General features: G+C 55.6%; 18 protein-coding genes and 2 tRNA genes. 17 read left to right on the top strand and 3 right to left on the bottom strand.

Annotated features, from left to right (window positions below):
• Positions 1-2: 2 nt before the first annotated feature.
• Complete coding sequence (locus D3F01_RS01135; RefSeq protein WP_242885606.1) at positions 3-851, bottom strand: polysaccharide deacetylase family protein; 849 nt, start codon at positions 849-851, stop codon at positions 3-5.
• Positions 852-992: 141 nt separating this feature from the next.
• Between D3F01_RS01135 and D3F01_RS01130 the strand changes: the two genes are divergently transcribed.
• Positions 993-1,072 (top strand) — tRNA-Leu (locus D3F01_RS01130).
• Positions 1,073-1,188: 116 nt separating this feature from the next.
• Here D3F01_RS01130 and D3F01_RS01125 read toward each other — a convergent pair.
• Positions 1,189-1,269 (bottom strand) — tRNA-Leu (locus tag D3F01_RS01125).
• Between the two features lie 181 nt (positions 1,270-1,450).
• Between D3F01_RS01125 and spoIVB the strand changes: the two genes are divergently transcribed.
• The 7 genes from spoIVB (at position 1,451) to D3F01_RS01090 (ending at position 6,279) form a co-directional block, all read left to right on the top strand.
• Complete coding sequence (spoIVB, locus tag D3F01_RS01120; RefSeq protein ID WP_242885604.1) at positions 1,451-2,674, top strand: SpoIVB peptidase; 1,224 nt, start codon at positions 1,451-1,453, stop codon at positions 2,672-2,674.
• 135 nt (positions 2,675-2,809) lie between these two features.
• The gene (gene spo0A, locus D3F01_RS01115) at positions 2,810-3,568 is read left to right on the top strand and encodes a sporulation transcription factor Spo0A (protein WP_117476226.1); all 759 of its coding nucleotides are present in this window, start codon (positions 2,810-2,812) and stop codon (positions 3,566-3,568) included.
• Between the two features lie 180 nt (positions 3,569-3,748).
• A complete protein-coding gene (locus tag D3F01_RS01110; RefSeq protein ID WP_181966817.1) occupies positions 3,749-3,931 on the top strand; it encodes a site-specific integrase in 183 nt (60 codons plus the stop codon).
• Between the two features lie 73 nt (positions 3,932-4,004).
• Positions 4,005-4,190, top strand: a complete 186-nt coding sequence (locus D3F01_RS01105) for a hypothetical protein (protein ID WP_242885602.1) — start codon at positions 4,005-4,007, stop codon at positions 4,188-4,190.
• Between the two features lie 37 nt (positions 4,191-4,227).
• Positions 4,228-4,614, top strand: coding sequence for a helix-turn-helix domain-containing protein (locus D3F01_RS01100; protein WP_242885600.1), 387 nt, complete (start codon positions 4,228-4,230; stop codon positions 4,612-4,614).
• A 17-nt stretch (positions 4,615-4,631) separates the two neighbouring features.
• Positions 4,632-4,784 carry a hypothetical protein gene (locus D3F01_RS01095; RefSeq protein WP_156075657.1) on the top strand — a complete coding sequence of 51 codons (153 nt, stop codon included), beginning with the start codon at positions 4,632-4,634 and terminating at the stop codon, positions 4,782-4,784.
• 322 nt (positions 4,785-5,106) lie between these two features.
• Positions 5,107-6,279, top strand: a complete 1,173-nt coding sequence (locus tag D3F01_RS01090) for an MFS transporter (protein ID WP_227610703.1) — start codon at positions 5,107-5,109, stop codon at positions 6,277-6,279.
• Positions 6,280-6,436: 157 nt separating this feature from the next.
• Here D3F01_RS01090 and D3F01_RS01085 read toward each other — a convergent pair whose 3' ends face one another.
• Positions 6,437-7,576, bottom strand: coding sequence for an AI-2E family transporter (locus tag D3F01_RS01085; protein WP_242885598.1), 1,140 nt, complete (start codon positions 7,574-7,576; stop codon positions 6,437-6,439).
• 467 nt (positions 7,577-8,043) lie between these two features.
• Between D3F01_RS01085 and rpmE the strand changes: the two genes are divergently transcribed.
• From rpmE to D3F01_RS01040, 9 genes are all read left to right on the top strand, one after another.
• Positions 8,044-8,244: a 50S ribosomal protein L31 gene (gene rpmE / locus D3F01_RS01080; RefSeq protein WP_005926533.1), complete on the top strand. Its 201-nt coding sequence runs from the start codon at positions 8,044-8,046 to the stop codon at positions 8,242-8,244.
• A 180-nt stretch (positions 8,245-8,424) separates the two neighbouring features.
• Positions 8,425-9,168 (top strand): ABC transporter ATP-binding protein, encoded by a 744-nt coding sequence (locus tag D3F01_RS01075; RefSeq protein ID WP_347567983.1) that lies wholly within the window; start codon positions 8,425-8,427, stop codon positions 9,166-9,168.
• Positions 9,165-10,037 carry an ABC transporter permease gene (locus D3F01_RS01070; RefSeq protein ID WP_117504026.1) on the top strand — a complete coding sequence of 291 codons (873 nt, stop codon included), beginning with the start codon at positions 9,165-9,167 and terminating at the stop codon, positions 10,035-10,037. The genes D3F01_RS01075 and D3F01_RS01070 overlap by 4 nt, the downstream gene beginning before the upstream one ends.
• 15 nt (positions 10,038-10,052) lie before the next feature.
• The gene (locus D3F01_RS01065) at positions 10,053-11,498 is read left to right on the top strand and encodes a Gldg family protein (protein WP_242885596.1); all 1,446 of its coding nucleotides are present in this window, start codon (positions 10,053-10,055) and stop codon (positions 11,496-11,498) included.
• 10 nt (positions 11,499-11,508) lie between these two features.
• Positions 11,509-12,471, top strand: coding sequence for a DUF4340 domain-containing protein (locus tag D3F01_RS01060; RefSeq protein ID WP_242885594.1), 963 nt, complete (start codon positions 11,509-11,511; stop codon positions 12,469-12,471).
• Between the two features lie 257 nt (positions 12,472-12,728).
• A complete protein-coding gene (gene potA / locus D3F01_RS01055) occupies positions 12,729-13,775 on the top strand; it encodes a spermidine/putrescine ABC transporter ATP-binding protein (RefSeq protein ID WP_097771080.1) in 1,047 nt (348 codons plus the stop codon).
• Between the two features lie 10 nt (positions 13,776-13,785).
• On the top strand, positions 13,786-14,601 hold the full coding sequence (locus tag D3F01_RS01050) for an ABC transporter permease (protein WP_097771254.1): 816 nt from the start codon (positions 13,786-13,788) through the stop codon (positions 14,599-14,601).
• The gene (locus tag D3F01_RS01045) at positions 14,601-15,449 is read left to right on the top strand and encodes an ABC transporter permease (protein ID WP_117504034.1); all 849 of its coding nucleotides are present in this window, start codon (positions 14,601-14,603) and stop codon (positions 15,447-15,449) included. Before D3F01_RS01050 ends, D3F01_RS01045 begins: the two co-directional genes overlap by 1 nt.
• Entirely contained in the window at positions 15,446-16,678 is a 1,233-nt protein-coding gene (locus D3F01_RS01040) for a spermidine/putrescine ABC transporter substrate-binding protein (RefSeq protein WP_242885592.1), read from the top strand. The genes D3F01_RS01045 and D3F01_RS01040 overlap by 4 nt, the downstream gene beginning before the upstream one ends.
• Positions 16,679-16,709: the final 31 nt, after the last annotated feature.

Raw genomic sequence — 16,709 nt, 5'->3', positions numbered from 1 at the left:
CATTACCCCAGCGGCATCGCCTCGGCTACGGTCAAAAAGGTGTAGCCGTTGTCTGTATACCACCGTATGATATCCGGCAGCGCCTCGGCGGTGGTGCGGGTGGTGGCAGAATCATGCATCAGAACGATGCACTGGGTCTGCTCGCCGGTCTCACGCACTACATTCCGGTAGATGGTCCCGGCACTGGGCTTGCCGCCCACGGCATCCTCAGCGCAGACGTTCCAGTCTACATAGGCATATCCCTTCTCGGCACACTGCTGTTTCAGCTCGGCCATCACGCCGCGCCCGCCATAGCGGCGGCTGACCGTGTTGGTGCTGCCGCCCGGAAAGCGCAGGTAATGCAGAGAAGCTGTGTTGACATAGGGCGAGATGCGCTCTTTCAACAGGGTGATATCCTGCCAGTAAGCATCTGCACTCTGGTAGATGTCGCTGTATTCATGGGATGCGGAATGCAGCGCGATCTGGTGGCCTGCTGCCGCTGCATCCGCAATGAGCGGCAGGTACTTTTCATTGTAGCCCGTGGCCACCACAAAAAAGGTGGCCTTGACCCCGGCGGCGTTCAGCGCATCCAGAACCGCCGGGGTCGTTTTGCTGGGGCCGTCATCGAAGGTCAGGCAGACCCATTTCTCCGGCACCGGCTCCTCCTGCGGCAATGAGCTTGCAGGGGCCGCCTCCGGAGCAGGGGAGGCAAAGCCGGTGTCCGGTACCGGGGTCAGGTCGCTTTCCTGGCAGCCGGGCTCCGCCGGCACAGCAAAGAACAGCCCCAGCCCAAAGCCTGCCGCTGCACCCGCCAGAAGCAGAGCTGCCCCGCGAAATAAGATCTTCCCGTTTGCTCTCAGCCATGAAACCATCTCCCAAACCTCCTTGACAAATCGCATTGGATCTGCAGTATCTCTTATAGGATATGACCCGCTGAAAATTTGTAGAATACAAAAGCGGGCAGAGGAATTGACATTTTCCGCAAAAATTGATAAACTAAATAAGTTCTCCGTGCAGGAGTGGCGGAATGGCAGACGCGCTGGTTTTAGGCACCAGTTCCCAGTGAGTGAGGGTTCAAGTCCCTTCTCCTGCATACACAAAACGGCAGGCCCTTGGAGAGAATCCGGGCCTGCCGTTTTGTTTGCGGCTTTGGTTAGAAAGCATAAGAAAAGCCCACGATCTATCGCTAGACCGTGGGCTTTTCTTTTATGCGAGGGAGGGGACTCGAACCCCCAAGGATAAACCACACGCACCTCAAACGTGCGCGTCTGCCAGTTCCGCCACCCTCGCACAACTATAAAATTGTTGCAATCCTGGATTTCTGAGGCTTGAAACCGTTGTTGCGGACTGCTTGAATATACTACCACATTACCCCTGGAAAGTCAAGCGATTTTGATAGAAATTTCCTCGTTTCATATTCAATCGTGTCCCGGTGCATACTAGAACAAATTATCACCGGGGAGGCAGGACCGTGAAACGACGCAACAGAGCATACCGATTGCTGAGACTGACAGCAGTATATCTGCTCCTGCTGCCGTTTCTGCTGCTGGGTTGGCTGTACAGCCGCCTGCCGGATCGTGTTTATCTGGAACCCGGGCAGGCCTTGCTATTGCCTCGCTTTGGCTGGGTGGAACCTATGGGGCTTCACGGCAGCCAGAATGCGGCCAGTACCCAGGTCGTGGGCAGTTACCAGACCACTCTGTCACTGGGCGGATGGCTTCCCATCAAGAATATCCGCACGGTGGTCACGGAGCGCACGCAGGTCACGGTCTGCGGTACGCCGTTCGGGGTCAAAATGTTCTCCGAGGGGGCACTGATCGTTGGCTTTTCCGATATCGACAGCCCCGGCGGGAGCACAGTGAACCCGGCAAAGGCAGCGGGACTGCGCCTGGGAGACCGCGTGATCCGCATTGGACAGATCAGGACGGAAAACAATGACGCTGTGAAGGAAGCGCTGGAAGCCGCCCGGGGAAGCGCCGCAGAGGTCATCTATGTCCGCAGCGGGGAACAGCGCAGCACCACCCTGACCCCTGTCTGGGATGCCGCTGCCGCCCAGTGGCGGGCGGGCATGTGGGTGCGGGATTCCTCTGCCGGTGTGGGCACCCTGACCTTTGTGGACCCGGAAAAGGGTGTCTTTGCAGGGCTGGGCCATCCCATCAGCGACGGCGACACCGGCGAAAGCATCGCTTTGCGCAGCGGGGAGATCGTGCCGTGTGAGATCACCGGGTGCAGCATGGGCACTGTGGGCAGCCCAGGGGAGCTGAAGGGGAAATTCCTGAGCGCCCACGCCATTGGCAGCATCCGGATCAATGGAGAAAACGGTGTTTATGGCACAACACGGACAGGCTTTTCCGGGCAAACCATGCCGGTGGCGTTTGCGCAGGAGGTCGAGACGGGGGATGCACAGATCCTGGCTACCGTCGCCGGGGAAACGCCCCGTACCTACCATGTCCGCATCGAGAAGATCAGCGATGCCGACCCGCGCCGCAATATGGTCGTCCGGGTGGTGGACAAAGCCCTGCTTACCCGAACCGGCGGCATTGTGCAGGGGATGAGCGGCAGTCCCATTTTGCAGAATGGGCGGCTGGTCGGCGCAGTGACCCATGTTCTCGTCAACGATCCGACACGGGGCTATGGAATTTTCGCGCAGACCATGTTGGAGCAGGCTGAACAGGTTGCAACGGCGGAAAAATGAGCAGATTTGGTAAAACAAAACAGGCTGATTCGACTGAAGATTCCATAATATGGCAAAAATAACAGTTGAAATCCATGGGAATTTATGGTAAAATCAGAAACGTAAGGAAAACCGCACACATTGGAGGAATGAACGATGGACAAGATCAAATTTTTGATGTCGGATACTGGCGCAGAGATCACGGCAGCCTGTCGTGAAGCTTTGGAGCAGAAGGGCGTAGAGGTGACCGTGGTGGAAAAAGACGGCCTGAAGGTCCTGCAGAAAATGCTTGCAGTGCGGCCCCAGGTGGTGTTGCTGGATGCCTTTATGCCCGGGCTGGATGCGCTGGCCGTGAAACAGAAGTACAATGCAGCCGGTGAGCGTCACACCTCTTTCTTTGTGACGGGGGCGTTCCAGAGCGAGGAAATGGTGCAGGAGCTGCTGGACGAGGGCTTTGCTTACTACTTCGTCAAGCCCTTTGACGAAACGGTTCTGGCAAGCCGCGTGCTGAAGGTGGCTGCCGGGCAGGAAAAGCGCATCCTGCATACCAGCGTGGACAGCGATGAACTGACAGTCACTGAGATCCTGCACCAGATCGGCGTTCCCGCCCACATCAAGGGTTACCAGTTCCTGCGGGATGCCATCCTGCTCACCATGAACGAGCCGGAGTACATCAACGCTGTGACCAAACGCCTCTACCCGGAAATTGCCAAGAAAAACGGCACCACCGCCAGTCGCGTGGAGCGCGCCATCCGCCATGCCATTGAGGTGGCGTGGGACCGGGGCGATGTGGATACCCTCAACAGCTACTTCGGCTATACCATCCACAACCTGCGGGGCAAGCCCACCAACAGCGAATTCATTGCAATGATCGCTGACAAAATGCGGCTGGATAAGCGGCAGAGGGCAGTGTGATGGATGCACATGCCGACGTGATATTTTGTGTGCACATCTGGCAATTCTGGGAGGCTGAAAAATGTTTATCGCTATGGAATTATAGAATTATGGATTCCGTAGCGATAAACAGAAACCTTCCATAGCAATAAACCTTCTGGATTCATTGAGCGGCAGCGGATGATCCAGGAGGTTATTTTTATGTTGGAACGTGATGCGGAACTGTTCATAGAGCACTGTGAATTGAAGGGGTTGAGCCAAAAGACGATTGGAAGCTACGAACAGACGATGCGATTATTTATTGGATTTTCCAACGAACAGGGGATCGTGCAGACGGAGAAGGTGACGCACATGATGGTACAGAACTATATTAGCGTCAACTAATGTGGTTGAACGAGGGTTGATAAAATGACTGCTCTATGATAATCTAAACAATAGAAACAGGAGGTAAGGGACGTTGCGGGAAACTGAAGCACAGAAGCGTGAACGGCATCATCAGGAAGACCTTCAGCGATTGAGAGGGTTCCGGCCTATCGACGATACGTTTATGCGCGGGATGTTCAAGGATAATATTCCATTGGCAGAACTGGTGCTCCGCATCATTGTGGGTAAACCTTTTCATTACGGAAAAAGATTACTATAAGGCCGGAAAACCTGTATATGTCATTCAGAACATAAACTTGACACTGGGCTTGCCGTTTGAAGATGGAACTCATATTCTGTATGTGAATGGCGAGTATCGTGATGATTCTGACATTGGAAAACTGATGCACGATTTCAATTGCACCAGTGCAGAGGAGATGAACTTTGACCTGATGGCAGAACGAACGCGCTACTTGAAAGAAAACCCGAAAGGAGTGGGCAGCATGTGCAAGGCTATGGAAGAATTGAGAGTTGAAAGCTATGCCGAGGGAAAAGCTGAAGGCGTAGAAATCGGTAAAATGGAACAGGCAAAAAAGACTGCCTTGAAACTCAGTCGGAAGGGAAATTCCGTAGAAGAAATCGCAGACCTTCTTGGCTATGATGTTGATACTGTAAGCAGTTGGATCGCCCCGAAAGCATGTTGAGCGAAATGTGCAAGGCTATGGAAGAGCTGAGAGTAGAAAGCCGAAGAGAAATGGCAGTTGAGATGGCACAGAGCCTTTATGAACAGGGTGTATCGATTGAGCAGATTGCAAAAGCAAGCAAGGTCGATGTGGACACTGTAAAAGGATGGCTCACACCGAAGGCTGGGTAACAGCAGAACAATAAGACACCAGCGTATCGTGTTACGAAAACATGGTACGCTGGCGTTTTTGCTTGAAGAAATTGCTATGTTCTCTTATTGCTGGTAAAATAGGGGCGGATGTACGAATAAGAATGAATGTGGGAGCGTGATGGAAAGTGGATATAGGATGAGATTTCCAACCTTCCGGATGGGTTCACGATCCGAACGGAAGTGCGATGATGAATCTGTGCTTTCGATGTTGACGCTTTTGTTGTACAAAATTGAGGAATTTATCCTAATGACATTTCTTCTGTTGTGATATAATTGTATCGACCAAAAGGAGGAATGCAAGATGATCCATCTGCTGTTAGCGGTGATCTATGTTTCTTTTATCAGTCTGGGCCTGCCGGATTCTCTGCTGGGGGCTGCGTGGCCTTCGATCTATCAGGGTTTTGGGGTTCCGGTCTCCTATTCCGGTGTGATCTTCTGCATTATATCGGTGGGAACGGTGCTCTCCAGCCTGCAAAGTGACCGGATGACCCGTCGGTTTGGAGCAGGCGGTGTTACGGCCATCAGCGTTGCCATGACCGCCGCAGCACTGTTCGGGTTCTCTGTCAGCAGCTCATTCTGGGCCATGTGCCTGTGGGCGATCCCTTATGGACTTGGAGCTGGAAGCGTGGATGCGGCACTCAACAACTATGTAGCACTCCATTTTGCCAGCCGCCACATGAGCTGGCTCCATTGTATGTGGGGGATCGGAGCCTCGGTCGGGCCCTACATCATGGGCGCGGCGCTTTCTTCCCGCGCCGGGTGGCAGACGGGGTATCGGGTCATCAGTGTGATGCAGATGGTGCTGACGATCATTATTCTGCTGAGCCTCCCGCTCTGGAAAACGAAATCGGGTGCGAATGCCGAGGAGCGGGAAGCAGTCCCGGCAGAAGCGCTGACCCTGAAACAGATTTTCCGAATCTCCGGCGTAAAAGAGGTTCTGGTTACATTTTTCTGCTACTGTTCTCTGGAGCAGACCACCAGTCTGTGGGCCAGCAGTTATCTGGTGCTGAACAGGGGAATCGCGCCGGAGACCGCCGCCGGCTTTGCCAGTCTTTTCTTTGTCGGCATCACCGTGGGACGGGCGTTGTGCGGCTTCCTGACCTTGAAATTCGATGATACCCAGATGGTTCGTATGGGGCAGGGGATCATCGCGATTGGGATAGCGGCGTTTCTTCTGCCGCTTGGGGAAGCAGTGACACTGGCAGGGCTGCTGCTGGTTGGTCTTGGCTGTGCTCCGATCTATCCCAGTATCATTCATGCAACGCCGGGCCGCTTCGGTGCGGACAGGTCGCAGGCGATCATTGGGGTCCAGATGGCCAGCGCCTATATTGGCAACTGCCTGATGCCGCCGTTGTTCGGTGTGATCGCAAACCACACCACGATCGCGATTTTTCCGTATTATCTGCTGGTGATCCTGATTTTGATGGGATATATGCACGAAGCGCTGCAAAAGAAAACGAAAGCGGCGCAGTAAAATACCGCTGCTCTTGCATTTGGGGAAATGCACAAGAGCAGCGGTATTTTTGTACCCATATCATCCTGCGCCTGCACTGGAACAGCCGGCAGGTCTCGCAATCGGATGCGGCGCACCACGATGATGGTTCTGGATGCGGCACTGGGGGGTGAAGAATTTATTGCTCAGACGGCCCGGATCGCTGGGGTTCTCTTGCCTGTATGCGTCGGCAGGCATCCTCCTTCACAAGCTCGATGATCACCGCCGTCAGGGGGATAAAGAAGATGATACCGATGATGCCAAAGAGTTTTCCACCGATCATAGCGGCCACAAGGGTGTACAGCGGAGAAAGTCCCACGGATTTTCCCACCACCCGGGGGTAGATGAACTGGTTTTCAATAAACTGTACGGCAAGGTAAACAATGAGACAGCGCACGGCCAGAACGGGATCCACCAACAGCACGAGAAACACGCTGACTACGCAGGAGATCAGCGCTCCAACGTAGGGGATAATGGCGCAGATGGCGGTCAGCATTCCCACCAGGCTGCCGTAGGGAATCTTGAAAACGGAAAACGCAAGAGCCATGAGAACGCCAAGAATCACGGCCTCGCTGCATTGCCCCGTCAGAAAGTTTGCAAAGGATTGCCGGAACAGTCGGCAGAACTTCAGCAGCCAGTCGGCATGGCTGGGCTTCAGGTAGGCACAGACCAATGTGCGGGCGTGGTGGCAGAGACTCTCCGAGCCAACGGACATATAAACGGAGATGATCAGAGCAAAGGATGCGGTCACCACGATATTTACTGTGGCAGATACGGCACCTACCGCATTGACCAGCACGGTATCGATGCTGTCGGTGACTCTGTGGAGCAGCTGCTCCCAGTCGATGCCCTCCAGCCAGCTCATCAGCCACCCCATGTCGGCATCCTGTGCGCTGAGATAGGCGGTCCAGCGGGGGATGTTTGCTTCGATCTGTACATAGAGGCTGTGAAAAGACTGCACCAGCTCCGGAATCAGCAATGTCAGCGCCAGCACCAACACCAGCACAACACCCAGCAGGGTGATGAAGAAGCTCAGGAGATGGAGTACTTTATCCGAGGGCTGTTTTTTGGCCTTGCAGAACAGGCGTTTCAGCCGTTTTTCCAGCCCGGTCATAGGCACATTGATAAATAGTGCCAGAATGCCGCCTGCCAGAATGGGCAGTACCAGATCTACCAACTGTGCAGCAAAGGTCAGAACGGCAGAAAGCCGCAGCAGCGCCACAAAAAGCGTGACACCTACAATAGTTATGAGCAGATATTGTTTTGTTTTTGGTTCCATGAAAAAAATCCTTTCCCGGAGCTGATGGCTGAAATATGAAAAGAGAACGTCTGCGAACTCTTTTTTGTATTGTAATCAGAAGCAGCTGGCTTGTCAAGAAGTCGGGAACTGCGGGTTTTTCTTTTTGAGCTGGGCGTGATATAATATGTAGGTCGCAATTCCGTGAAAAAACTCAAAATAAACGGGAATGCGTGGAAAAACAAAGGAATATAACAGAGAGTATCTTTACTGCTTACATAAGGTTGAACGAAAATCAGCTTGAGATAAAACTCCATAGTACAGTCTGTATAAAAATGACACGAAAAAAGCTGAAATTTCCTCTTGCTTTTTCTGAGATCTGTGCTATAATACTAAGGCAATCGTTTCCAAGGCCGCTCGCGGGGGTAGCCGATATTGAAGGTTGTGATGGGCACATACATTTATAATATGGCCCCAATAAGTCAGAACCAGAAATGAGGTGAAAAAGAATGAAACAGGGTATCCATCCGAACTACGTTGACTGCACCATCACTTGTGCTTGCGGCAACGTCATTAAGACTCGTTCTACCAAGCCCGAGATCCACGTCGAAGTTTGCTCCAAGTGCCATCCCTTCTACACTGGTAAGCAGAAGCTGGTTGACACCGGCGGACGTGTTGAGCGCTTCAACAAGCGTTTCGGCCGTAAGTAATTACTGGTCTTTTCAGCGCCGTCTCCTTTGGGAGGCGGCGTTTTTTGTTGTTATGCCGCACAAAAGCTCTCTTTCTGTAATTTACACGCCGTTCCCTTATTTTGAACACATTTCCGGACTAAAATAAACCAGTATCTTCAAAAAGCGCTTTGCGCTGCCTTAGAAAGGAGCGTTGTGAACGTGATCGAAGTTTCTCATCTCACCAAACAGTATGGCAATCATCTTGCCGTGGACGATGTCTCGTTTACCGTGGCAGATGGCCAGATCTGTGGTCTGCTGGGGCCCAACGGCGCGGGCAAATCCACCATTATGAACATCCTCACCGGCTATCTCTCTGCCACCAGTGGGCAGGTGACGGTGGCAGGGCACCCTCTGCCCGAGGAGGCCGATGCCGCCAAGGCCTGTGTGGGCTATCTGCCCGAACAGCCGCCCCTTTACCCGGAAATGACGGTGCAGGAGTACCTGACCTTTGCCGCCGAGCTGAAGGGTGTGAAAAAGGCGGAACGGAAGGAGCAGGTGTGCAGGGCTGCCCGCCGTACCGGGCTGGAAACCGTTCTGCCCCGGCTCATCCGCAGCCTTTCCAAGGGCTACAAGCAGCGGATGGGCATTGCACAGGCATTGCTGGGCAGTCCCAGGCTCATCATTCTGGACGAGCCGACGGTCGGCCTGGACCCGGCACAGGTCATCGAGATCCGCAAGCTCATCCGGGAGCTGGGCCGGGCGCATACGGTCATCCTGTCCAGCCATATCCTCAGTGAAGTGCAGGCAGTCTGCCAGCAGATCCTGATCCTTTCCAAAGGGCATCTGGCGGCAGCAGGCAGTCTGGAGGAGCTGACCGCCGATGGCAAGAGCCTGGAAGAGGTGTTTCTGGAACTGACCGACGGTGAATCGGAAGAAGCAACCGGAGAGGAGGACGCAGAATGACAGCTATTTTCAAGCGGGAATTCCGCAGCTTCTTTCACGGGATGCTGGGGTACGTCCTTACGGCGTTTCTGGTGGCGAGCTCCGGCCTGTATTTCCTGGCCCGGTGCCTGATCTACGGCCTGACCGATTTCAGTTATTACACCCTCTACCAGACCATTTTCATGCTGCTGCTCTATATCCCGGTGCTGGCGATGCGCTCACTGGCCGAGGAGCGCCACAGCCGCACCGACCAGCTGCTGCTCACCAGCCCGGTCTCAGTGTGGGGCATCGTGCTGGGCAAGTTCTTTGCCATGGCGGCTGTGTTCGCTCTGCCCTGCGCTGTGGATGCGGTGATGATCTTCATCCTCTGGGCACTGGGCGGCACCGTGTCTGCTCTGCTCGCAAACCTTGCGGGGCTGCTCTGCTACTTTTTGCTGGGCTGTGCGGCCATTGCATTGTGTGAGTTTCTCTCCGGCCTGACCGAGAACCAGATCATTGCCGCCGTGGCGGGCTTTTCAGCCTTGCTGCTGGCATACCTGATGCCCAGCCTGCGCAGCATGTTCAATGCGGGCAGCGCCGTGGCGCTGGCAGTGTTCACCGGGATCGCAGGCGCGGCTTCTCTGGCGGCCGGTCTGCGCACCCGCAGCTTTGTGCTGGGGTGCCTGACCTTTGCGGCGCTCTGCCTGGGCCTGACGGGGCTGTTTCTGCTCCGCAGTGCATGGCTTACCGAGGCTTTCAGCGCCGTGCTGAGTGCCCTGTGCCTGTTTACACCCTTTGAGGATTTTGTCAACAACAGCTTCTCCATCCCTGCCGTGGTCTATTATCTGACCGTGACGGCGGTGTTCCTGTTCTTTACGGCGCAGGACATTGAGAAGCGCCGCTGGAACTGAGAGGAGGGAACACAGATGAAGCTTTTTGCAAAGCAGAGCTCCTCGGGTGACGGGCGGGTGTTCCGCAGCGGGGTGTGGTCGGCAGCCATTGCCGCAGCTGTGATCGTGCTGGCCGTGCTGGTTAATCTTATCGTCCGGGCCATTCCTTCCAGATATACCGAGTTCGATCTCTCCGAGGCTGGGCTCTACACCCTGAGCGAGAGCTCCAGACAGGTGGCCGACGACCTGACGCAGGATGTGACCATTTACTATCTGGCCCAGACCGGCAATGAGGACCAGATCATCTCCAAGCTGCTGGACAAATACGCCGCCCAGAGCAGCCATATCACCTGGGAGCTGAAAGATTCGGCAGTCTACCCGACCTTTGCGGCCCAGTACGGCGCACAGGATCTGACCTCCGGTGGGCTGATCCTGGTCTGCGGGGAACAGAGCAAGGTGCTGGATGCCGCAGAGCTTTACGACTACGATTACAGCGATTATGCCGCCACCGGCGCGGCCAACGTGACCTTTGACGGTGAAAGCAGGATCACCTCTGCCATCTACCAGCTGACCAGCGGAGAGAGCCGCCATGTGTACTACACCACCAACCACGGCGAGCAGGCGCTGACTTCCACCCTGACCGATGCGCTGGAAAGCCAGAACCTGACCGTCTCGGCACTTGACCTGCTCTCCCAGACCATCCCCGAGGACTGTGACCTGCTTGTTATCAACGATCCGGCGCAGGACTTTTCCGGCGCAGGCAGTCTGGTGGATGAGCTGGGCCAGCTGCGCAGCTATCTGAGCAACGGAGGCCACGTGCTGCTGCTGACGGATTCCTATTATAGTACCCCCAATCTGGATGCTGTGATGGCCGAGTTCGGCCTGACCCGCACCGAGGGCCTTGTGGTGGAGGGCGACACCAACCATTACCTCAATGGCTACCCGGCCCTTTACCTGCTGCCGGATTATGCCAGTACAGAGGAATCCACCGCGCTGGACGGTGTGAACACCAGCCGCAGAGTTCTGCTGCAGATGGCACAGGGCATCACCCTGACCGAGACAGAGCATGTGGTCTCGGATGCCCTTCTGGTCAGCTCGGACAGTGCTTACAGCAAACCGGAAGGCTACGAGATGACCACCACCGAGAAGGCGGACGGCGACATTGCCGGTCCCTTCACGCTGGCAGCATACGCCCGCAATGAGGACACGGGTGCCCAGGTCATCTGGGTCAACTGCGGCAATATGGACAATGAGGGCATCTATCAGGTCATTCCGGGCAATGTGACCTTCCTGCAGGGGTGTGCGGCTTCGCTGGCCGGGCAGGAGAGCGCTGTCCTCATCGACAGCAAGGCGCTGGAAGCCTCGCCGTTGGAAGTGCCCGGCATTGCCGCCTCTACGCTGGGCCTGCTCTTTGTCATCGTTCTGCCTGCGGCCCTGCTGGCTGTGGGTGCCGTGGTGGTCGTGCTGCGGCGCAGAAAGTGAGGACCTGTCCATGAAAGCAAAACAGCGTACCCTCGGGGTGCTGTTTTTCTTCATCCTGCTGGCAGGCGGGGTGTTTGCCCTGCTGACGCTGCGGAATGCCCGGGAAGAACAGGCTGCCAGTGCGGCCGCAGATGGAACCATTCCGCTGGCGGAAGTTTCGGGCAATGACCTGACGCAGATCGTGCTCCACTATCAGGGCGAGACGAACACCCTGCTCTATGCCGCCGATGGCTGGACGCTGGCTGAAGATCCCGCTTACCATTTAGACACCTCTGCCTGCAACACGATGCTCACCGCGCTTTCCTCTTTGAATGCAAAGCGGGAGCTGAGCCCGCAGGCAGGGGAGGACTACGGCTTTGCGGAGCCTGCGCTGACCATAGAGGTGACGGCAGCGGGCGAAACGGACACCTATACCTTCGGGGCCAGCAATACCATGACCGGAGATCTCTATGTCCGCAAGAATAACAGCGATACCATATACACGGTATCTGGCACCAAAGCCGCCTGCTTTGAGTTGACCAGGGCGGAGCTGTTCGGTGCCTTCAACCCGGCGGGGCTGACGGCCTCGGAGATCGAAGCTGTCTCTTATACACTGGCCGATGGTGAGACCGTGACCCTGAAAGCAAACTCGGAGCCTGCGGCAGAGAGCGGCAGCAACGCCTACCAGACTGTCTGGCGGCTGGCAGGGGACACCGCCGCAGACCTCGACGAGACAAAGGTGGATGCCATCCTCTCGGCGCTCTGCACCTATGTCTCGGCACAGGCAGCAGATGCCGACCCGGCGGCGTATGGTTTTGAGGCCCCGCTGGTCACAGCAGAGGTCACCACAGCCGATGGCACAATAAATCTGACCTATGCCATGGGTACAGACGGCTGTTACCTGATGGTGGAAGGGGACCGCTCCGTTTATACGGTGGATGCCAGTGTGGTGAGTGCGCTTTTGTACCCCGCGGATCAGCTGAAAGCAGAATAAAACGTTTCACTCCCGCGCTGTGCGAATTCTTGGTACAGCGCGGGATTTTTTTGCGCCGGATGTAAAGTTTCGGCAAACCTCGACAGAGTGATTGACATTTCAGTTCGGATTGTTTATGATAGGCGATGACAGGGCAGAATAACTGCACAATATTACGGATGTCATGGATGTTGTGCGGGGCTGGTCGCCCTGGTACGAAGGATAGGGTGGATGCCCTGTCTTTTTTCGTATCTGAGTTTAAGGAGGAAAAGTAAAAAATGGACAACTCGGTGATCGTTTCACTGCGCGATATCGTGGTGGAATTTGACGGTCAGCGCATTCTGGATGGGCTGAACCTGGACATCCATGACAAAGAATTCGTAACGCTGCTGGGTCCTTCCGGCTGCGGCAAGACCACCACCCTGCGCCTGATCGCAGGCTTCCTGGAACCCAACGCGGGTCAGGTGCTGCTGAAGGGCCAGGATATTACCGGTGTGCCCCCCTATAAGCGTCCGGTGAATACCGTGTTCCAGAAGTACGCGCTGTTCCCGCACCTGAACGTGTTTGAGAATGTGGCCTTTGGCCTGCGCCTGAAGAAGATGGACGAAGAGACCATCCGCCGCAAGGTGCGCGATATGCTGGAGGTGGTCGGCCTGAAGGGCTTTGAGCGCCGCAGCATCGGCCAGATGTCCGGCGGCCAGCAGCAGCGTGTTGCCATTGCTCGCAGTCTGGTCAATGAGCCTGAGATCCTGCTGCTGGACGAGCCTCTGGGTGCACTGGACCTTAAGCTCCGCAAGGAGATGCAGCTGGAGCTCAAGCGCCTGCAGCGTGAGATGAACATCACCTTTATTTATGTTACCCACGATCAGGAAGAGGCCCTGACCATGTCTGATACCGTTGTTGTGATGAACGGCGGCAAGGTGCAGCAGATCGGTACCCCCGAGGACATCTACAACGAGCCTAAAAATGCCTTTGTGGCGGACTTTATCGGCGATTCCAACATTGTGGACGGCGTGATGCACCGCGACTTCCTGGTCTCCTTCTCGGGTGTGCAGTTCCCCTGCGTGGACCGCGGCTTTGCCCGGGAACAGAGCGTACAGGTGGTGGTCCGCCCCGAGGACATTGAAGTGGTCAGCCCCGTGGAGGGTCAGCTGGTGGGCGTGGTCAATGATGTCATCTTCAAGGGCGTTCACTTTGAGATGCACGTTGAGTGCGAGGGCCGTGAGTGGCTGATCCACTCCACCCGCGCCTGCACCCCCGGTGAGACCATTGGTATGCGCATCGGCCCCAACGAGATCCATATCATGGCACGTTCGGAGGGCTGAATGGGAAATGATGAAAATTTACGATAAGAAGCTGGCCTATCCTTATTTTATCTGGATGGTGCTGTTCACAGTGGTTCCGCTGATCATCGTGGTCTATTACGCCCTGACCGACGGCAGCGGCAATTTCACCATTGCCAACCTGACCAGCGTCAGCGGCTACGGCTCCGTGTTTGCCCGCAGCCTGCTGCTGGCCCTTGTGGCTACCGTGATCTGCCTGATCATTGCATTTCCGGTGGGCTATTTCCTGTCCCGTCTGCGGGTAAACAAGCAGCATATCATGCTGATGCTGGTCATGCTGCCCATGTGGATGAACTTTCTGCTCCGCACCTATGCCTGGATGGGCCTGCTGAGCATCAACGGCCCTGTGAACGCGGTGCTGGGCTTTTTTGGTCTGGGCCCCTATACCATGCTGAACACCTCCGGCGCGGTAGTGCTGGGCATGGTGTATAACTATGTGCCCTACATGATCCTGCCCCTCTACACCAGTATGACCAAGATCGATCAGAGCCTGGTGGAAGCGGCACAGGATCTGGGAGCCTCCACCACCCAGACCCTTTTCCGGGTGCTCATCCCCATGAGCGTGCCCGGCATCAGCACCGGCATCACCATGGTGTTCGTTCCGGCGGTGTCTACCTTTGTCATCAGCCGTATGCTGGGCGGCGGCTCCAACCTGATGATCGGCGACCTGATCGAGATGCAGTTCCTGGGCAACAGCTACAACCTGAATGTCGGTTCGGCCATGAGCCTTGTGCTGATGATCATCGTCCTGCTCTGCATGAGCTTCACATCCAGCTTTGATGAAGATGAAATGGAGGGCGTGTCCTGATGAAAACGAAACATCTGCGCCTGATGCAGCGGGCCTACGTCATCCTCTTTTTCTGCTTCATGTACCTGCCCATTGCCTATATGATCGTGTTCAGCTTCAACCAGAGCAAGGGCTACGCACTGTTTACAGGCTTTACCTTCAAGTGGTACACCAGCCTGCTCCATAACTCTGCCATCCTGAGCGCTTTGCGCGTCTCACTGGAGGTAGCTCTCATCTCTGCGGTCATTGCAACGGTTCTGGGCACGGCGGCCTCGCTGGGCATTGCGTCCATGAGCCGCAAGAGCCGCCTGGTGGTCACCAATATCACCTATATTCCGGTGGTCAACCCGGAGATCATCACCGGCATCTCCCTGATGCTGCTGTTCGTGGCTTACCAGCGCTTTGCCGAGGGAGTCTCCTGGCTGCCCGACACCATCATGGGAATGCCCACGCTGCTGATCGCGCATATCGCCTTCAATGTGCCCTATGTCATCTTCAACGTGACCCCCAAGCTCAAGCAGCTGGACATCAAACTGTATGAGGCAGCTCTGGATCTGGGCTGCGACCCCAGGCAGGCGTTCTTCAAAGTCATCCTGCCTGAGATCAGCCCGGCCATCCTGTCGGCCTTCCTCATCTGCCTGACCTACTCCATCGATGATTTTATGATCTCCTATTTCAACTGCGGCACGGTGGAGACCCTGCCCATTGCCATCTATTCCATGACCCGAAAAAAGGTCAGCCCGGAGATCTATGCCCTGTCCACCATCATGTTTGTGGTGATCCTGACCATCATCCTCATCTCCAATGCCATGGAGAGCCGGGAGTACCGCCGGGATCAGAAGGCACTGAGAGGGGAGGACGTAAAATGAAACGTTTTGCTGTTCTGCTGCTGACGCTGGCCATGGCGTTCTGCTGTGCTGCGCCCGCCTTTGCCGCCGGAACCATTGAGGTGACCGAGGACGTTTCGGTCTCGGACGATTACGACTGGACCCACTTTCAGGGCCAGAATCTCACCCTGAACGTTTACAACTGGGGCGAATACATCTCCAACGGCTCCGATGACAGCGTGGATGTGGTGGCCGCCTTCGAGAAGCTTACCGGCATCAAGGTCAACTACACCACCTTTGATTCCAACGAGTCCATGTACGCCAAACTGAAATCCGGTGCGGCCAACTACGATGTGGTCATCCCTTCGGATTACATGGTGGCAAAGATGATCGCCGAGGGAATGCTTGCACCGCTGGATTACAGCAACATTCCCAACTCCCAGAACATCGATGCGGTCTACCGTGATCCGGATTATGACCCCACCAACGCCTATACCGTGCCCTATATGCTCTGTACCACCGGTATCATCTACAACACCACCATGGTGGAGAATGCCCCCACCAAATGGGCTGACCTGTGGGATGAGCAGTACGCGGGCAACATCCTGATGTTCAACAACAGCCGTGATGCCTACGCCATTGCGGCGTTCAAGAACGGTACCAGCATCAACCCCGAAACCCCGAAAGAGGTGGACGAGGTGGTGGAGACCCTGAAAGCGCAGAAGCCGCTGGTGCAGGCCTACGTCATGGATGAGATCTTTGATAAGATGATCGGCGGCGAGGCGGCCATCGGCGTGTATTACTCCGGCGATGCCATCACCATGATCGATGATAACCCGGATCTGGCCTGGGTGTTCCCGGAGGAGGGCAGTGTGCTGTCGGTGGACTGCATGGCGGTGCCTGCCACCAGTGAGCACAAGGAAGCTGCGGAGATGTTCATCAACTTCATGTGCGAGCCGGACATCGGAAAGGCCAATGCGGAGTATATCGGCTACACCACCCCCATGCAGAAGGTGTGGGATATCCTGGACGAGGACCTGAAGTACAGTGAGATCGCATACCCCTCTGAGGAAGTGGAAGCCAAGGAAAAGGTGTTCACCGCCCTGAGCGATGAGGTCAACAACGAGCTCGATGTAAAGTGGAGCGAGATGAAGAGCTACAATGAGGGCGGCAGCGGCGTTGTGTTCCTGCTGCTGCTGCTTGCCATGGTAGCGCTGGCCTGCTTCAATATCTGGCGCAAGCTGCGCAAAAAGACCCGGAATCAGTATTGAGAAGAAAGGGCCCTCTCCGTCAAAGCCTCTG

Source organism: Faecalibacterium sp. BCRC 81149 (assembly GCF_022750605.1).
Taxonomy (GTDB): domain Bacteria; phylum Bacillota; class Clostridia; order Oscillospirales; family Ruminococcaceae; genus Faecalibacterium; species Faecalibacterium duncaniae.
The sequence above is the reverse complement of the archived record's forward strand: the minus strand, read 5'-3'. Positions and strand labels throughout refer to the sequence as shown.

Bases quoted from the DNA above. Each gene is read 5' to 3' on its own strand.
- D3F01_RS01135 (WP_242885606.1), bottom strand. From the start codon at position 851: ATGGTTTCATGGCTGAGAGCAAACGGGAAGATCTTATTTCGCGGGGCA.
- spo0A (WP_117476226.1), top strand. From the start codon at position 2,810: ATGGACAAGATCAAATTTTTGATGTCGGATACTGGCGCAGAGATCACG.
- D3F01_RS01110 (WP_181966817.1), top strand. From the start codon at position 3,749: ATGTTGGAACGTGATGCGGAACTGTTCATAGAGCACTGTGAATTGAAG.
- D3F01_RS01095 (WP_156075657.1), top strand. From the start codon at position 4,632: ATGGAAGAGCTGAGAGTAGAAAGCCGAAGAGAAATGGCAGTTGAGATG.
- D3F01_RS01090 (WP_227610703.1), top strand. From the start codon at position 5,107: ATGATCCATCTGCTGTTAGCGGTGATCTATGTTTCTTTTATCAGTCTG.
- D3F01_RS01085 (WP_242885598.1), bottom strand. From the start codon at position 7,576: ATGGAACCAAAAACAAAACAATATCTGCTCATAACTATTGTAGGTGTC.
- rpmE (WP_005926533.1), top strand. From the start codon at position 8,044: ATGAAACAGGGTATCCATCCGAACTACGTTGACTGCACCATCACTTGT.
- D3F01_RS01070 (WP_117504026.1), top strand. From the start codon at position 9,165: ATGACAGCTATTTTCAAGCGGGAATTCCGCAGCTTCTTTCACGGGATG.
- D3F01_RS01065 (WP_242885596.1), top strand. From the start codon at position 10,053: ATGAAGCTTTTTGCAAAGCAGAGCTCCTCGGGTGACGGGCGGGTGTTC.
- D3F01_RS01060 (WP_242885594.1), top strand. From the start codon at position 11,509: ATGAAAGCAAAACAGCGTACCCTCGGGGTGCTGTTTTTCTTCATCCTG.
- potA (WP_097771080.1), top strand. From the start codon at position 12,729: ATGGACAACTCGGTGATCGTTTCACTGCGCGATATCGTGGTGGAATTT.
- D3F01_RS01050 (WP_097771254.1), top strand. From the start codon at position 13,786: ATGAAAATTTACGATAAGAAGCTGGCCTATCCTTATTTTATCTGGATG.
- D3F01_RS01045 (WP_117504034.1), top strand. From the start codon at position 14,601: ATGAAAACGAAACATCTGCGCCTGATGCAGCGGGCCTACGTCATCCTC.
- D3F01_RS01040 (WP_242885592.1), top strand. From the start codon at position 15,446: ATGAAACGTTTTGCTGTTCTGCTGCTGACGCTGGCCATGGCGTTCTGC.